This is a genomic window from Eubacterium sp. LMAG:50 (assembly GCF_008680265.1).
GTDB classification, from domain to species: Bacteria; Bacillota; Clostridia; order Lachnospirales; family Lachnospiraceae; genus Eubacterium_U; species Eubacterium_U album.
The window spans coordinates 912,233-927,954 of record NZ_NALP01000007.1 but is presented as its reverse complement, the minus strand read 5'-3'; the positions used below and the strand labels follow the sequence as shown (position 1 = coordinate 927,954).

Sequence of the window (15,722 nt, the reverse complement as noted above, 5' to 3'; positions counted from 1 at the left end):
TTACCTCTTATTGATGAAATAGCCTTTACTGTTACTTCAATTACAACACTAGCTATTTCAATAGACTCAACTGGATGTTCGACAATGAATCTTTCGGCAATTTTTAGACCACTTATAAAAATGTTTTTCTTTTTAGGCGACGGTGTCACTTTGGGTTCAACAGACTCATTCCAAACTTTTGGCTCGCCTTGAACGCAAAAAAAACATAGATACCCTAAGTGCATTAAGATACTATGGTTATGAATCTCTATATGATTATTCTATATATTTCCATTAGATATAAAAATAGCATGACCGTACAGCCATGCTAATATCATTTAATCAAATATATACCACAATATTAAGCAATTGTAAGGCGAAAACGCTGACAACTCTATGTCAACAAATGGGCAGACTTCTAGTGCAAACTAAAAATCTCCCTGCAATATTTATTTTGCAATTTTTTCGATTACAATTAACTTAAACAAACAAAAATCTCCTAAAATTTTTTTCTTTATTATACATACTCACTTATTATTGGTCAAGTAATAAACTTCTATTATTTTTATTATGTCTATTACTTGGGCAGAAAATTTTTCATAACAATTTATAATTGCATTTGTCATTGTTTGCATTCTGAAATATTTATTTTCTTTTCTTTTTCAAGACATTTACTCCCGGATAATATGTAATGCCCCCGCCATTCGGTCGTCGGCTATTCGTCGGAAATATTTATAGAAAATGAACTTCGTTCATTTTGTTTCCTCCTACTATTTTGGTAAAATCAAAGTAGAATTTTTCAACATTGTGGCAATAACCGGGGCATATTTAGATATTCCATAATCTTTAACAATACTGGTTATTCTAGCCCCTACATCCTTTGATGAAGCACCACATAAGAAAACTCTTTCATAAGGAGTTCCATAATCCAACAATTTTGTATTTTTCGTTTTTTATCAGTTCAGTAGAACCGCTGCCTCCAACTTATACGTTCTTCTTAAAAAAGATGTAGAAAGCTTTGATGGTATAGTCCTTTGCAATCTGATTTACCCATTTACGAAATTGTACTGCACGCTCAGAATTTACCTTAAAACCAACTGCAATAATCATTTGAAGATTATAATTCTTGGTATCACGTGTAACCTGACGGGACCCCTTTACTTATCGACTTAATAGTGCCACCGTCTTAACGGTACTTTCGTTGTCCCAATCCACACCCAATACATTTCTGCCATTCATATATATCGGAAATTTAAACCGGAGACCTTTTAATATTCTGCCATCCTTTTGCTCTTCCTCATAGATAAACACATCCGACAGGAAGTTCTTCAAAAATGTCTTCTTTTCCAGATCCGTAAATTTATCATACAGCTTATCAAAGAATAAAAGGAACTGGTAAACATTATCTTCTGAGATTTTGTCCTGCCTGATATTATATAGTCTTTTTTCGACTTCTTCCATGACATTCTCAATATCCGTGATTTCATCATATAATTTATCTAGCCGTTCCTGCATGTCATTATATTTTTTGTCATAATTCTTATCCGATACGGATAGATGATCCATCTGGTCAGCAAGCCTGTCCGGATTATCCGGTATCGTCAGACAACACGGATTTGCAACGGTGCAGGATTTCTACACAGCATTCTATACCGCCCAGCATGCCACAGAAGCATATCAGAAAGAATGCGACAAATGGGAAGAAGCCTACGGCGAGAAAGCCTCTCAAAAAACAGAAACCATGCACGAAAAGATACAACGATATAAAGAAAAGGCTGATAAGCAGAATGCCAGTCAACCTTATCGAAGCAGAGATAAAGGGGCGAGATGATCGCCCCCTTCCAAATGAATAGCCTTATCCATACACATAGGACAAGGCTATTTTAAATACATAGTATGCGTAAACCTGAAATTTGTCTCCTACTCTCAAATTATACATTAGCTAAAAATATATTGAAAATGCTCTACATTCCATATCGGTATCCATTGTAAAACCAAGAGACTTATAAAACTGAATTGTCTTTTCAGTGTTCTCTGTTAGCAAATGCTTTTGATAAACATGTTTATACTCTTGCAATATTTGCTTCAATAATGCAGTACCTATTCCTTGTCTCTGATACTCTGGAAATATTAATATATCTTGTATAAATACAACGGAATGACCATCACCAACAACTCTAATAATACCCAAGAGTTTTTCGTTTTCATATGCACCAAGTATTCTTAATGAATTTGCATACGCATCTTCTAACATCTTCGGATTATCGGTGTAATTAATCCATCCTACACTCTTATAGAGATTTAATATTTCTTCTTCATTATAGTTTTTATATTCTTTAATTGAAAATTCCATTTTATTTCCTCCGTAATAATATATAAAGTTAAGAATTTCCAAATTTTAAAAGTATAATAACACCATCTCAACACCTCTTCGTAAACTTCAAATTTTCACTTTCTATTGTACCACGCACACTCCTTGTATTCCACTTATATTTTTCTGAAGTTTTTTATAAAAGGCGGACTGCCATTTCATAGCAATCCGCCCATAAAATTACCACACTTCCAGACTATCCTCCGCATCAATCCACATCTGCATAGTTCCGTCAAGATAAAGTCTTGCATATTCAAGTGGATTATCTATTGCAAGGGCATTCAAAGCACACTCTGAATTAGGAGTAGTTTCTAATCCTTCCTCTGCCTTTGCACAATCAATCCGAAGAATATATCCGGCATAAGTGCATATATCAATGCTGTTATGGTAAATGTTGTAATCTGCATATATTATATTCATTCAATCAATCCTCTTTTCTGTAAAATCAAAAAAGCATTTCAATCAGTTCACACAGTCCATTTATATTATGTTATAATGTGTTATGTGATTTTGCTTCCCTTATTTTTGCCCTTGCGAGGGTTCATAATGCCTTGTGAAACGATATAACACAAGGGAATACCTAACGGAAAGCTCACCTACAGAAAAGTTAGTATTTATAAGGGTTTGCCGAGAGTTTAATAATAAATTATAACAGGTAACAGAACCCTTAAATTATGTGCTTGCACAATTGGAAATTATCTATTTCTCCTCTTCGTTAAGACCTAGTTCATTACATATTACTTGCTATCCCTGATACCTTATTCTTTCAACCAGCGTTTCCTTTTTCAGATTACTGCTTAAAACGAGGGAAAGCACAATCTGCAAAAGACCGACCAGCAAAATCATAGCAAGAATTGGTGTAATTGGAACATGATAGACATTCATTCCAAATATCCCATTATGCTTTGCATAGGTAAAGAGCACGTAGCCAAGTGGCAGACCAACGACAAGTGCTACACATATGGTGCCAACCGTAAAAATCAGTCCCTGTAACTGCAGACATAAATTTAATTGTTTATTTGTCATACCCACAGCCTGTAATACACCATATTCCTGCTTTTTTGTCGTAATATTCATGATCATGGTGTTTGCCATATTCATAAAACCGATGAATCCTACAACCGCCATAAACAGATAACAGCCAAGCTTCATCGTGCGAGCTGAGAATTCTGCAGATTGTAACTGCGCATGATAAGTATCCATTTTTATATGCGAAGTATTAGAAATCAATGTATTCAGATTTTGCTCCACAGATGCCACATCTTTTTTGTCACAGTCCACCCACAGATAGCCATAGGCTGTTCCTCTCGGATTCATGGAACGGTATACGCCTTCCGGAATGACAAGGTAAGTGTCCGCACTTACAAAGGATCCTGCAATCTTTCCCTGATAGGTATAGGTTCCACTTCCATTCTCAAAGTCAAATGCAATGGATTCACCCGGAGCATATCCATCTTGTTCCATCCACATCGACCAACCAAAGAAAATTTCACCATTCTTTACCGCCTGATCATAGTCCATAGAGCCAATATCCCCGTCCTGGCGCATAAAATCAAAATCCTTTTTACTCACAACAGCAGCCAGAAATCTTGTTCCGTTCAGATTTACAGAGACAATCTCTCTCGTCATGACATCTGTCACTCCCGGAATGCTTTTGATTTCTTCAATCAGCGAATCATTCAATGGATCATCCGTCAGAATCGTATCCAGATTATTCTCCGGATATCTTTCATCATACTCAGCAGCATAGTCAAGCTGCAGTTCAAATTGTCCATGATTAACGGAAAGACGTGCTTCATGCTCCGTGTCAATATTTCCCACATAATTAGAAATAATCACAAACAATGCGCAGGAAAGCCCCAGTGTGAGGATGGTACCAATGGTTCTTTTTTGGTTACCCATTACATTTGCCATTGCCATAGAAAACACGGTGACATTTTTTCTGCCATTTCGTTTTCCTTTTTTGTGTGTTTCTGCATTTTCTAAATACCGTGTTGCTTCGATAGGTGAAATCCGTGAAACAATTTTCATTGGTTTACGCAGTGCCAAAGCAACGGTAAGAAATGATACGAAAATACATAGAAGCATAACAGGAAGGGAAAACAGTGACACCTGCTGATTTTGGACTCCCATAGAGTCAGTTCCGGTTGATACAAGATTCCCCTGTTCTACCAGCCAGTTAAAACCGCATTTTGCAATCAGAAAGCCCAGAAGCAATCCAACCGGTATTGAAAAAATTGTCAAAAAAACGCCCTCTCTGAAGATCAGTTGTTTCATCTGCTTTTTTGTTGCTCCCAGAGCCTTGATTTTTCCATACTCCTGTATCTTGTTGGCAATACCGACCTGAAAAATATTATAAATGACCACAACAGAGAAAAGTACAATTGCAAGAATCAAACCCCCGCATACCGCAATCGTTTCATAACTCGGCTGCAAGACCCATTGCAAATAGAGATCATTGACTATAACGTTTTTTTCTTCGATCCCACAAGCTGCTGCAATCTGCTTTATAACCGAATCAATATTATTCATAGATACATTTGCAGAATCATTTAAAGTAAAATAAATATTATACTGTCTGTCATTCTCTGCGACGTGCTCATCATAAAACTCCTGTGACCCGAAAGCAACATAAGATGCCTCGATGGTATACTCATCCCGATCATATAGGATTCCGCTGACAACAAATTCCTCCGGCTTATATTCTGACTGCATCCCTGCGCGGTAATCCAGTGTAACCGTATCTCCGATCTTTACATCACCATACCCCATTGCACGAAAAAATGCTCTTCCTGCGGCAATTTCCTGCATTTTTTCCGGATACTTTCCTTCCTTCAACTCATATTCTTTATTATAAGGAAGCATTTTTCTTGCAGTCTCATCCATGCAGACAAACCCGCCTTTTTCATTGCCTTTTATGATACCTTCGGTGCACATAGTGCCTGTAGCATCTATTTCCGCACGGCGGTTTACTTCTTTTAACTGCGATCCGTCTGCGGAAACAAACAGACCATAATTGCTTCCATATGATCCTGCCGCCTGACTTTTCTGTAAATGAATTACTCCATTTCCCACAGTACTGATGATAACAAGCAGCATCGTAGCCAGACAGATTGCCATCATGATCAGTATACTTCTTGTCCTGTTCCTTTTGTCATTGCTATATGCAATCCTGCTTATTGTCTTCATCTGAAATCCACCACCTGTCCGTCCTCAATCACTAGAATACGGTCAGCGACCTGTGCAATTTCGTCATCATGGGTAATCATTACAATTGTCTGTCCATATTTTTTTGCTGTCATCTTAAGCAGAGCGATTACCTCATCACTAGTCTTAGAATCAAGATTGCCTGTCGGCTCATCCGCAAATATAATTTCCGGACGATTCACCAGTGCTCTTGCAATTGCTACTCTCTGCTGCTGTCCTCCGGATAACTGATTTGGCAGATTATAAATCCGGTTTTCAATCCCCAGAGTTGCAATAATATCATTTACATACGCTTCATCCACTTTTCTTCCATCCAGCCCAAGTGGCAGTACAATATTTTCCCAGACATTAACAGATGAAACCAGATTAAATGCCTGAAAAACAAATCCGATTTTTCTTCTGCGGAAAACAGCAAGGGCATCTTCCTTCATCCTGTATAAATCTTTCCCTGCTAAAGTAACACTGCCTTTTGTCGGGGTGTCTAGCCCTCCAAGCATATGAAGTAATGTACTTTTACCGGAACCTGACTTTCCAACAATTGCGACAAATTCTCCCTGCTCAATCTGAATGTCCACCTGATTGACCGCTTTGACCTGATTCTCACCTGCGCCATAAAACTTACAAAGCTGCTTGGTTTCTAATATCACACTCATGTGTTGCCTCCTTTTCAATTCTGTAAAGCGTACCTTTTCAGCACACTTTCTTTGCCTGTTTATATATCATTTTTCAACCTACATGCTGATTGTAGCAATATAATCTTTCATTTCACTTTCAAAAATTGGGCAGAAATCTTACAGAATTGTAAGATTTCTGCCCAATTAAAATTTAACCAACATATGGTAATTGAATCACAAACGTGCTTCCTTTTTTCTTTTTGCCGGAGATTACCGTGATCATACCTCCGTGTTTTTCGATAATTTCTCTCGATAGAAAAAGTCCGATTCCCGTGCCACTCTCTTCCCTGACCTCCCTGGAACCTCCTCTGTAAAATCGTTGAAAAATTTTGTGATACTCATTCTGCGGAATACCGATTCCCTGATCCTCAATTTCCATTCTTACAAGATCGTTTCTTTTTTGTAACCGGATAAATATTTTTGAACCACCCGGACTGTACTTGATTGCATTATCCAAAACGTTGATCACAGCTTCACCAAGCCACCTTTTATCCTGCACAACCATGCATGTTTCCAGCTCTTTTGCATAGTCAAAAACGAATTCAATTTCTTTCTCATCCGCTTTTGGATAAGTACGGTTCACAGCAGATATGACAGTATCCATAAGCGAAGTTTTTTCTTATTAATCTGAATCAGTCCGGTTTCCATCTTGGATATTTCAAGAAGCGACTGCAATAATGTCTCCAGTCCATCCAGAGCACTCCGACAACGAATACGAAACTCCTCCTGTTCTGTGGCACTTAAGTCATTCTGCATCAGCACACTAAAACATGTATCCAAAGCTGCAACTGGTGTCTTTAACTGGTGAGAGATATCAGAAACCATTTCTTTCGTGCTCTCTTTTTCTTCCCGTGCTTCTTCCTTTAGCAACTGAATATGATGTCCGATTGCTTCAAGCTGGTCATTCAATTTTTCCAGTTCAGCGTGATTTTCCGTTTTAAGTAAATCATCAAATTTATTTTCACGGAATCTGATCAGAATTTCTTCTAACTGGTCTAAAATTTTCTGATGACACGCATCTTCTGTCTTCTTCCAATAAAATAAAATAATCAAAAGAAGCACGCATATCACAGTGCTTACAGCACCGGTCACCATAACCTGATGCCGGAATTGCAAATAAAACACATTCCCTTTATTTCCCCAGTATCCATATTGCTCCAATAATCGCCTTCCCTGTTCGTTGGTTTCAATATCCTTATCCTTAAGCAATTCCGAAACAGCATCCAGCCCGGAAAATTTTTCCTTTGCTGCAATTTCTGTCATAAGATTCATTTTATATTTATAATCTTCATAAAACACATACGTGGTAAAGCAATTTAATATTGCAAACAATAATATGACAGGTAATACCAAGGAGAGCACTACTGTAATCTTCTTGCGATATCTCTTTGTCACTGCCTTACCTCCTGATTCCATATATACCCAAGACCTCTGATATTCTTTATATAGACCGGTGCAGCCGGATTGTCTTCGATTTTCTCACGGAGTCTTCTGATATTGACAGCGATTGTATTTTCATCCACAAAATCCCCTTCCAGCTCAAACACATTTTCCAATATTTGTGTTTTTGAAAGAATCTGTTTCGGATTCTGAAGAAAAAAAGTCAGCATTTTCAACTCCGTTTTTGTCAGACTAATTTCACGACTCTTTATCAGGACTTTCATTTCTCCTGCGATAAATACGATATCTCCCGAAATCATCTTTCCGGCTTCCGTTTTCTCCTGTCTGCGGCGGAAATGTGCTTCTATTTTCAAAAGAAGTACCGAAAGACTAAACGGCTTTGTAATATAATCATCTGCCCCTGCTTCATATCCCATGACCTGATCCATCTCCTGATCTAGTGCTGTAAGACAAATAATGTATGTATTATAATTGCATCTCATCCACCTTACAAATTCCAGTCCATTTCCATCCGGAAGATTCACATCACAAATGGTAACATCCACATTATTATCACTTGCAATTCTTTTCGCTTTTTTCACTGATTCTGCTGAAAAAACCTCATATCCGGATTTTTTCAGTGAGAATGTAATTCCACGATTTAAATTTTCATCATCTTCAACCACGAGTATACCTGGCATAGCATATGCACCTCTCTTTATTAACTATTCATCTTAAAATGCTTCAATTCCGGCATTACGTTCAGCCACATACTTCTTTATCTCATCATATGTTGCCTTAGTCTCTGCAGATGTTATATACACATCATCAAGTTCAATCGTGACATTAATGTAATCATCCGGCTTTTGTTTCAGTTTGGACAAAAGAACACCAGTCTACACATGCATTGAAACTTTAGTTCGCATTAACATTCGCGCACAATTTGGTGTTTCTATAGTTTTTTGCACCCCTATATGTAAATCACAAAAAGTTGCACCATTCCGGCGGACAAAATAATTATATTATTATATCTTGAGCACGTAAAGTCTTAATACAATTATTAGATGCATATTCCTCAACTCTTTTTCTAAAATCTTTATTTCTATCTATATTTCTTCCCATAATTACCGCTTTAGGCTTTATAGCAAAATCAAAGCATTGTCCTTTTTCATTATCTTTTAATGAAGCATTGTCGTAAAATAGTCGCCACTCAGCTTCACTACTATAAGGCACTTTATCCTTTGTTAAACATGATAAAAGAAATTTCAGATGCTCAGGTTCTGGATCGTCACCATTATTATATTCATGGGATGTAAACTTAATATCGTATTGATTCTTTCTATCATCAACATACCTTACCGGATAAAATTTCAAATTCTTAGGTAAATTTATAAAAATCTCTCTTAAATTATACACTAAACATATACCTTCTGAATTCTTAGCATACTCATCCCACATTTTTTCACTGTATTGTTCACTAAAACATGAAACTAAGGCTTGATCTTGTATTTTCTTTTTTAATTCTATAAATTCCGGTCTAATCTCTATGGCCTCCATAACAGAGTTATAAAAATCTTTATTTACTAAACTTGCAAGCTTTTTATATTTATCAGGCTTCATTTCAACCATAAAATATCTACATAAGTCTTCTATGTCAAAAAGTATCTCACAATCGCCATTATCTTCATAAATTGATGGTCTACATAAGAATATTCTTTTTGATTCTAATGTATCAATTTCATATGTCTTGGGTGGTCTAAATCTAAACAACACACCATCATTCGCATGGATATCTATTATTTCCGTAACATATCTAAAAGCCTTATCTCCATCTCTTTCTACAAATCCTGCAACAACTGCCTGTTCGCGTCTTCGTAATTCTCCTCTTGTCAAATTATAGCCCCCTTCACCTTGCTAAAGCAATTCTATTTTTTATTCAAATACCACGTAATAATCTTTTAAAAAATCATTAAAAGACTCACTAATTTCTGATTCAAGTTCCTTCCAGCTATCCTCTAGCTTGCCGCTAACATATGCCTCTCTTGCAAAAGGCTTTTCAACAATGGCCCACTTAAGCTGCTTATATGAATATTTTGCAAAAGCAATCCATTGAGTATAATTTATTGCCAATGGATCCTTAGTAAAATATACTTTTCCAGCGTTTATTGCTGTTGCACCGGAATGTGCTATAAAAAGCATTGTTGCCAATTTCGGATGTTTTTCCCTATTCAAAGAAAATGGAATGGAGTCACGTATACTCTTCCCCTCGTTTATTCTCTTAATCGCATAAGATATTCTGACAATCACTTCTGTTATCATTACAGGAATTGACATTGAACAGAAATGAATAAAGTCATATCCTTCATAGTACATACCCTGTACAATTTCAGCAACAGTCTGCTCATACTCTCCAATACTACCAAACTGAAATAGATTAAACACTCCCATTAAAGGGGCTGGCAATCCCATTGAAGTAGTAATATCTGATTTAAAATGAACTAGCTGTTTTGCCAATGCTGCAAAGATATTGCTTTCTTTTCTATCAGCATAGTTTTCCATAACCTGCGATACGAATTTTCCAGTCTTATCAATAGTTGTCATTCTTCCCGTTAGTATATCAAACACTCCAACTACAAAACCCAATAACGGATCATGGCCAAGAGAAAGTAGTCTATGATAATAAGCTGATAAACCTTCAACACGAATTGTTGTATTTCTATTATCTTGCGCGTCAAAGGGAACCTTACTCTCTTTAGAATTAGCCAATTTTTCCATTTCGTCTGCTGGAAAAGCCTCATCAAATTTCTTTCTAATAAAGTTTGAAAGGGTACCGGCTTCTAAGCCTTCTGGACCTTTTTGTGGAATTCCAACCATAAGAATATCAACTGCTGCGCCAACAATACCTGCAATTGCGCTTATAGCAATATCTGTCTTATCAAGTTTATGTATCTGATTATATTCTTTATTTAACTGTTGAATTGCAAGCTCATTGCTTTTTAATTCAGCCTCAGTAAATATTGATTCAAGCTCACATGAGCCACCGACAACAGACTCTGCTTCTGCACAAAGATTCTCCCAGGAAGGTAAAACCATTACTTTTTTAGGTGCCTCTACAACAGTACTTTGCTTAGCTGCTTTACTAGGATCCAGACCTCTTTTCCTCAAAAAAGTCTCCATTGCCTCTATTTCTGCATCTGTTTCATTACGAGTACTTCGACTCTCCGCCAATAGTTCCTTAAGTTGATCATCTTGATATTTCAGAACATTATTCATCTTTTGTTCTTCTTCAGAATACTTATATTTTCCCATAACTATTCCTCCATTTCAGCTTGAATTTCTGCCCAGAGCCTGTCCCTATACTCACGACGCTCCTTTTCATTTTTCAGTTCATTTATTTGAGCTTGATGCTTTTTTAAAGCCTCCTGATATAGTTTATTCTTCTCTCTTTCTTGTTTAAGTTTTCTACTGGTAAAGAAATCTTTTATGCCAATCCCAATAGTTGTAAGTCCAAGGCCAATTGCAGCTATCAACCAAAAATTATCAGAGCCTTGTCCTGCTAATTCTTGATTAGGATCAACATTACTTATTTCGTAATCTGACATAAAACACCTCCTATGCTACACCTAAATCATGCTGTAAGTCTTCAACTGCCCTCTGCAATAAAATATTAAGACTTTTCAAGTAATCCAGTCTCTCCTTATCAGCATTAACTTCTTCCTTTAATGCTTTAATAATAGCCTCATGCTGCCTCAATGCTTCCTGATATAATCTTTCCTTTTCCTGCTTCAACTGTTTATTTTTCAAGTGTGAAGCAACACCTACTCCGCCGGCTGCTAGTACAACTGCTGGAGCTGCCAAAACAAAAACTCCTGCAACCATTCCTCCACCGACAATACTACCTGCTGCGGCTAATCCAGATGTTATTCCTGCTGCTGAAAGTCCGACTGTACCAAGTCCATATAACGCAGCAAAAGAACCTATTCCACCGATACCTGCACCCAATGCACCTGAAAGAACCTCCGGGATAGCACTCTCCTTTATTGTTCTCTTCTTATCATTTAAAGCAGCCGCAGCTTCGTTTACAACATTAACAACTGATTGTAACGAATCAACTGATTGAAAGTTCATGTCTTTTTTCTTTTTAATATATTCTCCCATATAGCTACTCCTTTTCTTTTAAGATTTTTGCCAGCCAGCCTCCTGCAACTGCAGCGCCAACTGCAACGACTGGATTTACCATTGCGACCGCTAATCCCATTGCGCCTGCAGCTCCCATCAGCTCTTTAGATACCGCTTTTCTAGAAGTTGTTCCTGCAAGAATTGATGGTGTAAGCATATTCGCCTTTGCCAACAATTCCTCTTTATCCTTCTCATTATAATTCTCAGGGTTGTCTACAAACACTTCTAATATGCACCCCAGCATTTCTGTTTCTTCTGGTGCCTTTGCCATCTCTGCTTCGATTACTGCTCTCATAGCAATATACTGAGTTTTATTTAGCTTATTTCTTTTTGCCTCAAGATTATTAATTGTCTGTCTTGTAACACCGATCTTTTCGCCAAACTCCTCAGCAGTCCACCCAGCGGCGCGTCTTATCAATAATAAATTATCCTGTAATCTTTCTATTTCATTCATATTGGCACCTCCTTATGTTTATATATTATACATTGACAAATATTTTGTCAAAAAGAAACTTTTTTTATTTTGTAAAACAAAAAAGCCGGTAAGCAAACCACTCTCGGTTCACCTATCGGCCATTTAACTCTACTCCCTTATTCCGTTTCTACTTCAAACTCTGTTCCATCATAAAACTTTATCTGAAGCCTGCCATCTTCAAACACTGTTATGTGGTCCATTACCGCCAGCATAAGCTCTAGATTGAACTCATTTATTGTCCCTGCTGCCGCGTGCTGCATTACCAACCTAGTCTTATATCTTAAAAGAACATCATCACCTTTAATACTGTCTTGCCAACTTTCCTGGTAATTAGTCTGCTTCTCCACTATCTCATTCCAGCTCATAACAAATAGCTTCTTGAAAGTCTCATCCGTAACATACCTGTTGCTGCAAATCTTGTGTCCATTTGTTTTATTGCATGAACCGCAGCGCCATTTAGTTATTGCCGTACCAGCTCTCGTGGTGTACTTAACTCTGGAATAAGTGCTGCCGCAGACAATCTTGACATCACTAAGCTGTGACTGGGTAGACCTTATCTGTCCGTTCACACCTTTAAGAGCATTCTGAAGCTTGGTGGTATCCCCACCAATTTCTACTGTAATTCCCTGTATTCTGCTTGCCACACCGCTCACCTCCTCCTAAATTTTGACATAAAAAATGCTCGGATTTCTCCGAGCAAGAAAAAGCACCAACCCACTTAAGGATTGATGCTCTCAACTAAATATCAATATTCTTTTCCTTCAAACTTAATCTTACTTTATCCGCATTTGCATAGCCAAAAAACTGATTCGCATAATCTAGTAACAATGAATTCAAAAAGATGACATCTCTTTTTACTAACTGTTTAATTTTATACTGATACACCATCACACCAGATTTTAAAAATTTATTTGTAGGTGGTTCTATCGTATCTTCACTCCCAAATCCCAAACACGCAGATAAAGTTGAGGCATGTGGCGGATATATTATCCTTGTACCTGAACCCTTTAAGTGCTGTTTATATGCAGGACTCATTGTAATTATTGCCATATTTCTTGATAAAGGAAATATCCCATAATCTTGCGGTGATACCATTTGAAGCAACATAGCATCTTCAAACCGACCACTTTGCATTAGTGCGTTCATCTTTCTTACACCAATAGGCCCCATATATGCAGCCCACCCTCTATCAGTAATAATTAAATCCTCTTTACTATTGTTTGTTCTTACAAATACATTATACGAAAAAACAACATCTCTCACATAATTAAAAAGATTAATGTTCTCGCCCTTATTTGCTATCCTAACTAACTCTTCCTTATTTTGACATTCTAAAATCTTATTCATGTTTTCGTAGAAATCACCACTGATTATATTCTTAAACGGGTCATTCTCAAAAATAAATCCATCTCTTTTTAAGGTCTTATACCAGAGATTATGCTCCATATTTTCATCCTTAACTCTTAAAGTCGTAATAATTAAGTACTTCTTTATTGTTAATAAGTCCTCTGATGTTAAAGCAATATTGTAGTTTTCTTTAAGAATTTTGTTGTTCAATATATTAGCAAACTGAACCTCTATCTTGTGACATAAGTCTTTCTCAATATTCTCAGGATAATACCCTTTTTCGGAAAATACTGATTTGGTACTCCTGGACTCTATATTTCCTGAACTCAAATCATAATACTGGATTTTTTCGTCTTCACAAAAATGTCTCAAAATGAGTTGAGGAATAAAATGGCTATTAACCATATAATCACCGCCTTACTGATTTGAGTATAACATATTATTAATAATTATTACCATTAAAACTTGTCGAAATCCTCCTGCGTTGCAAGTTCTGCATATTTATACTCATCGTTCCTGCTCTCTGCGTAATACTGCAATTTCTTTAATGTCTCCTGCTTATTTCTGCCAAGCCTGTCTACCTCAGTAATAATCAACTCGTCACCAGTTCTTAATACATCCTCTTTTAATACCTGATATCTTGGACGATTAAAATTCTTTCCTGTCTGCTGATCAGTAAATATCTTTTCCAGTTCCAGATTGTTATGCTCACAATAGGCTGTAATCTCCTTGATACCTCTGTCTAAATGCTGTTCTCTTGTACTTGTTCTGTGATAACCATATCTCTTCATGATTATTTGCTCCTTCCTTAGTCCTGAAATGTGTACTTTTTGAAACTACAAAAAAAGGACTGCTAAACAGTCCCGAAATGTATGGACATCTCTTTACGAAACGTTCCAGTATTTTTGTATACTTTTTGGCACCACCTCCTTAAAAATGGGTATAAAAAAAGAAGGTGTATTTCAACCTTCCCTTCTAATAACATTTAAATATAAAATTAACATAGCTTTAAGTCAGTTTTTTTAATAAATAAATCACCCTCAATGTCTACTAATTTAATATACTTATAATTCATAATCAGCATCAAAATTTCCATTTATCAATCTTTGTGTTCCAAAAATGTATTTATTTTTTATATACTCCGCAGTATATTCCATTTCTGGAAACAAATAACTTTTGCTTATCCCTATATTAGACAATTGTCTTAAAATATCTTTCTTTACTTTTTTAGGAATGATAACTTCTGTAAAATTCATTTGATATTGTTGTTTCGATAAACGTTTCAATGTTGGATGTAATTTAAAGATAGATTTTTCACTTCCGTAGTGCTTCTTATAATACTCTTCTCCCTCTAAAATTATATATGCAGCTTCTTCATCTGATATACAAGTATCCTTTTCTACATCAACTATGCTATTCGCAAAAAGCATAAAAACAGAACTTTGTCTTTTTTCTCTTTCTGTAATATAACTTGGGGTTTTGAAAAACAAAGAATTTGGTACATATACCATTCCTAAATATGTATACAAATTACCTGGGTTCTCTTCCAACCAACTCAATAAAAAACTTTGGTCATGGGCTTTATATATCAAATCTCTATATTCATCCAACCCATCATATAGATTTTTTCTTGGCAAAGCAACTATCACTTTTCCATCTTTTTCCTTTTGCTGAATATCACTACACGAAAAATATAGCGACACTAGGGGATTTGACGTAAAATCTAACAATCTTGTAGGTAAACCATAATGTTGCATTTTGGCAATTATTTCAAAATCATCTTTTACATCAAATTCCGAGGGATATGCTTTTTTAAATTCTTCAATCATAACAGGCTCATAAAACTCTAAGTCATTAACAGCTAAACTAGGCAATAATTCCCATTCACTATTTGAAACGCCTCTATAATAAAATTCTTTAAACACTGCATTCCTGTCTTTTTCTTTTTCATTTTGCAAGATATCTATGATTTTGAGATAATCATAAATATTATCTATTTCAAAATTATTATTTTTCTTATTATAAAATGGTTTCATTTTATCTTTTTTTAATTTTTCCACATAATCTTTCAAATATACTGATATTTCCATTATTACCTCTTATCTTATTG

The 15,722-nt window shown here is 36.1% G+C and carries 16 protein-coding genes and 2 pseudogenes; all 18 read right to left on the bottom strand.

What is annotated here, in order from left to right; genetic code table 11:
* Positions 1–749: 749 nt before the first annotated feature.
* The 18 genes and pseudogenes from CCC31_RS09360 to CCC31_RS09270 all read right to left on the bottom strand — a co-directional run bounded on the left by CCC31_RS09360 (position 750) and on the right by CCC31_RS09270 (position 15,702).
* Positions 750–914, bottom strand: a complete 165-nt coding sequence (locus tag CCC31_RS09360) for a hypothetical protein (RefSeq protein ID WP_363348228.1) — start codon at positions 912–914, stop codon at positions 750–752.
* A gap of 82 nt (positions 915–996) precedes the next feature.
* Positions 997–1,182 (bottom strand): annotated as a pseudogene (gene rhuM / locus CCC31_RS09355) (RhuM family protein); the annotation flags it as partial.
* 739 nt (positions 1,183–1,921) lie between these two features.
* Positions 1,922–2,332, bottom strand: coding sequence for a GNAT family N-acetyltransferase (locus CCC31_RS09345; RefSeq protein WP_290851141.1), 411 nt, complete (start codon positions 2,330–2,332; stop codon positions 1,922–1,924).
* 198 nt (positions 2,333–2,530) lie between these two features.
* Positions 2,531–2,770, bottom strand: a complete 240-nt coding sequence (locus CCC31_RS09340; protein WP_178922531.1) for a DUF6061 family protein — start codon at positions 2,768–2,770, stop codon at positions 2,531–2,533.
* A gap of 324 nt (positions 2,771–3,094) precedes the next feature.
* A complete protein-coding gene (locus tag CCC31_RS09335) occupies positions 3,095–5,539 on the bottom strand; it encodes an FtsX-like permease family protein (protein ID WP_290851137.1) in 2,445 nt (814 codons plus the stop codon).
* Positions 5,536–6,210, bottom strand: a complete 675-nt coding sequence (locus tag CCC31_RS09330; protein ID WP_006426335.1) for an ABC transporter ATP-binding protein — start codon at positions 6,208–6,210, stop codon at positions 5,536–5,538. The genes CCC31_RS09335 and CCC31_RS09330 overlap by 4 nt, the downstream gene beginning before the upstream one ends.
* Before the next feature lie 172 nt (positions 6,211–6,382).
* Positions 6,383–7,647 (bottom strand): annotated as a pseudogene (locus tag CCC31_RS09325) (HAMP domain-containing sensor histidine kinase).
* The gene (locus tag CCC31_RS09320) at positions 7,623–8,312 is read right to left on the bottom strand and encodes a response regulator transcription factor (RefSeq protein WP_118565645.1); all 690 of its coding nucleotides are present in this window, start codon (positions 8,310–8,312) and stop codon (positions 7,623–7,625) included. Before CCC31_RS09320 ends, CCC31_RS09325 begins: the two are co-directional and overlap by 25 nt.
* Positions 8,313–8,345: 33 nt before the next feature.
* On the bottom strand, positions 8,346–8,495 hold the full coding sequence (locus CCC31_RS09315) for a hypothetical protein (RefSeq protein ID WP_158574525.1): 150 nt from the start codon (positions 8,493–8,495) through the stop codon (positions 8,346–8,348).
* A 133-nt stretch (positions 8,496–8,628) separates the two neighbouring features.
* Positions 8,629–9,504 (bottom strand): DUF2971 domain-containing protein, encoded by an 876-nt coding sequence (locus tag CCC31_RS09310; protein ID WP_118565644.1) that lies wholly within the window; start codon positions 9,502–9,504, stop codon positions 8,629–8,631.
* Between the two features lie 39 nt (positions 9,505–9,543).
* Positions 9,544–10,920: a hypothetical protein gene (locus CCC31_RS09305; RefSeq protein ID WP_118565643.1), complete on the bottom strand. Its 1,377-nt coding sequence runs from the start codon at positions 10,918–10,920 to the stop codon at positions 9,544–9,546.
* 2 nt (positions 10,921–10,922) lie between these two features.
* A complete protein-coding gene (locus CCC31_RS09300) occupies positions 10,923–11,213 on the bottom strand; it encodes a hypothetical protein (RefSeq protein WP_118565642.1) in 291 nt (96 codons plus the stop codon).
* Positions 11,214–11,223: 10 nt separating this feature from the next.
* Complete coding sequence (locus CCC31_RS09295; RefSeq protein ID WP_118391183.1) at positions 11,224–11,769, bottom strand: hypothetical protein; 546 nt, start codon at positions 11,767–11,769, stop codon at positions 11,224–11,226.
* A gap of 4 nt (positions 11,770–11,773) precedes the next feature.
* On the bottom strand, positions 11,774–12,244 hold the full coding sequence (locus CCC31_RS09290; protein WP_118565641.1) for a helix-turn-helix transcriptional regulator: 471 nt from the start codon (positions 12,242–12,244) through the stop codon (positions 11,774–11,776).
* Between the two features lie 137 nt (positions 12,245–12,381).
* Positions 12,382–12,909 (bottom strand): hypothetical protein, encoded by a 528-nt coding sequence (locus tag CCC31_RS09285; RefSeq protein WP_199663688.1) that lies wholly within the window; start codon positions 12,907–12,909, stop codon positions 12,382–12,384.
* Positions 12,910–13,003: 94 nt separating this feature from the next.
* Positions 13,004–14,017, bottom strand: a complete 1,014-nt coding sequence (locus CCC31_RS09280) for a DUF4238 domain-containing protein (protein ID WP_290851065.1) — start codon at positions 14,015–14,017, stop codon at positions 13,004–13,006.
* A 53-nt stretch (positions 14,018–14,070) separates the two neighbouring features.
* Positions 14,071–14,403 (bottom strand): recombinase family protein, encoded by a 333-nt coding sequence (locus CCC31_RS09275; protein ID WP_118565639.1) that lies wholly within the window; start codon positions 14,401–14,403, stop codon positions 14,071–14,073.
* Positions 14,404–14,676: 273 nt separating this feature from the next.
* Entirely contained in the window at positions 14,677–15,702 is a 1,026-nt protein-coding gene (locus CCC31_RS09270; RefSeq protein ID WP_118565638.1) for an FRG domain-containing protein, read from the bottom strand.
* Positions 15,703–15,722: the final 20 nt, after the last annotated feature.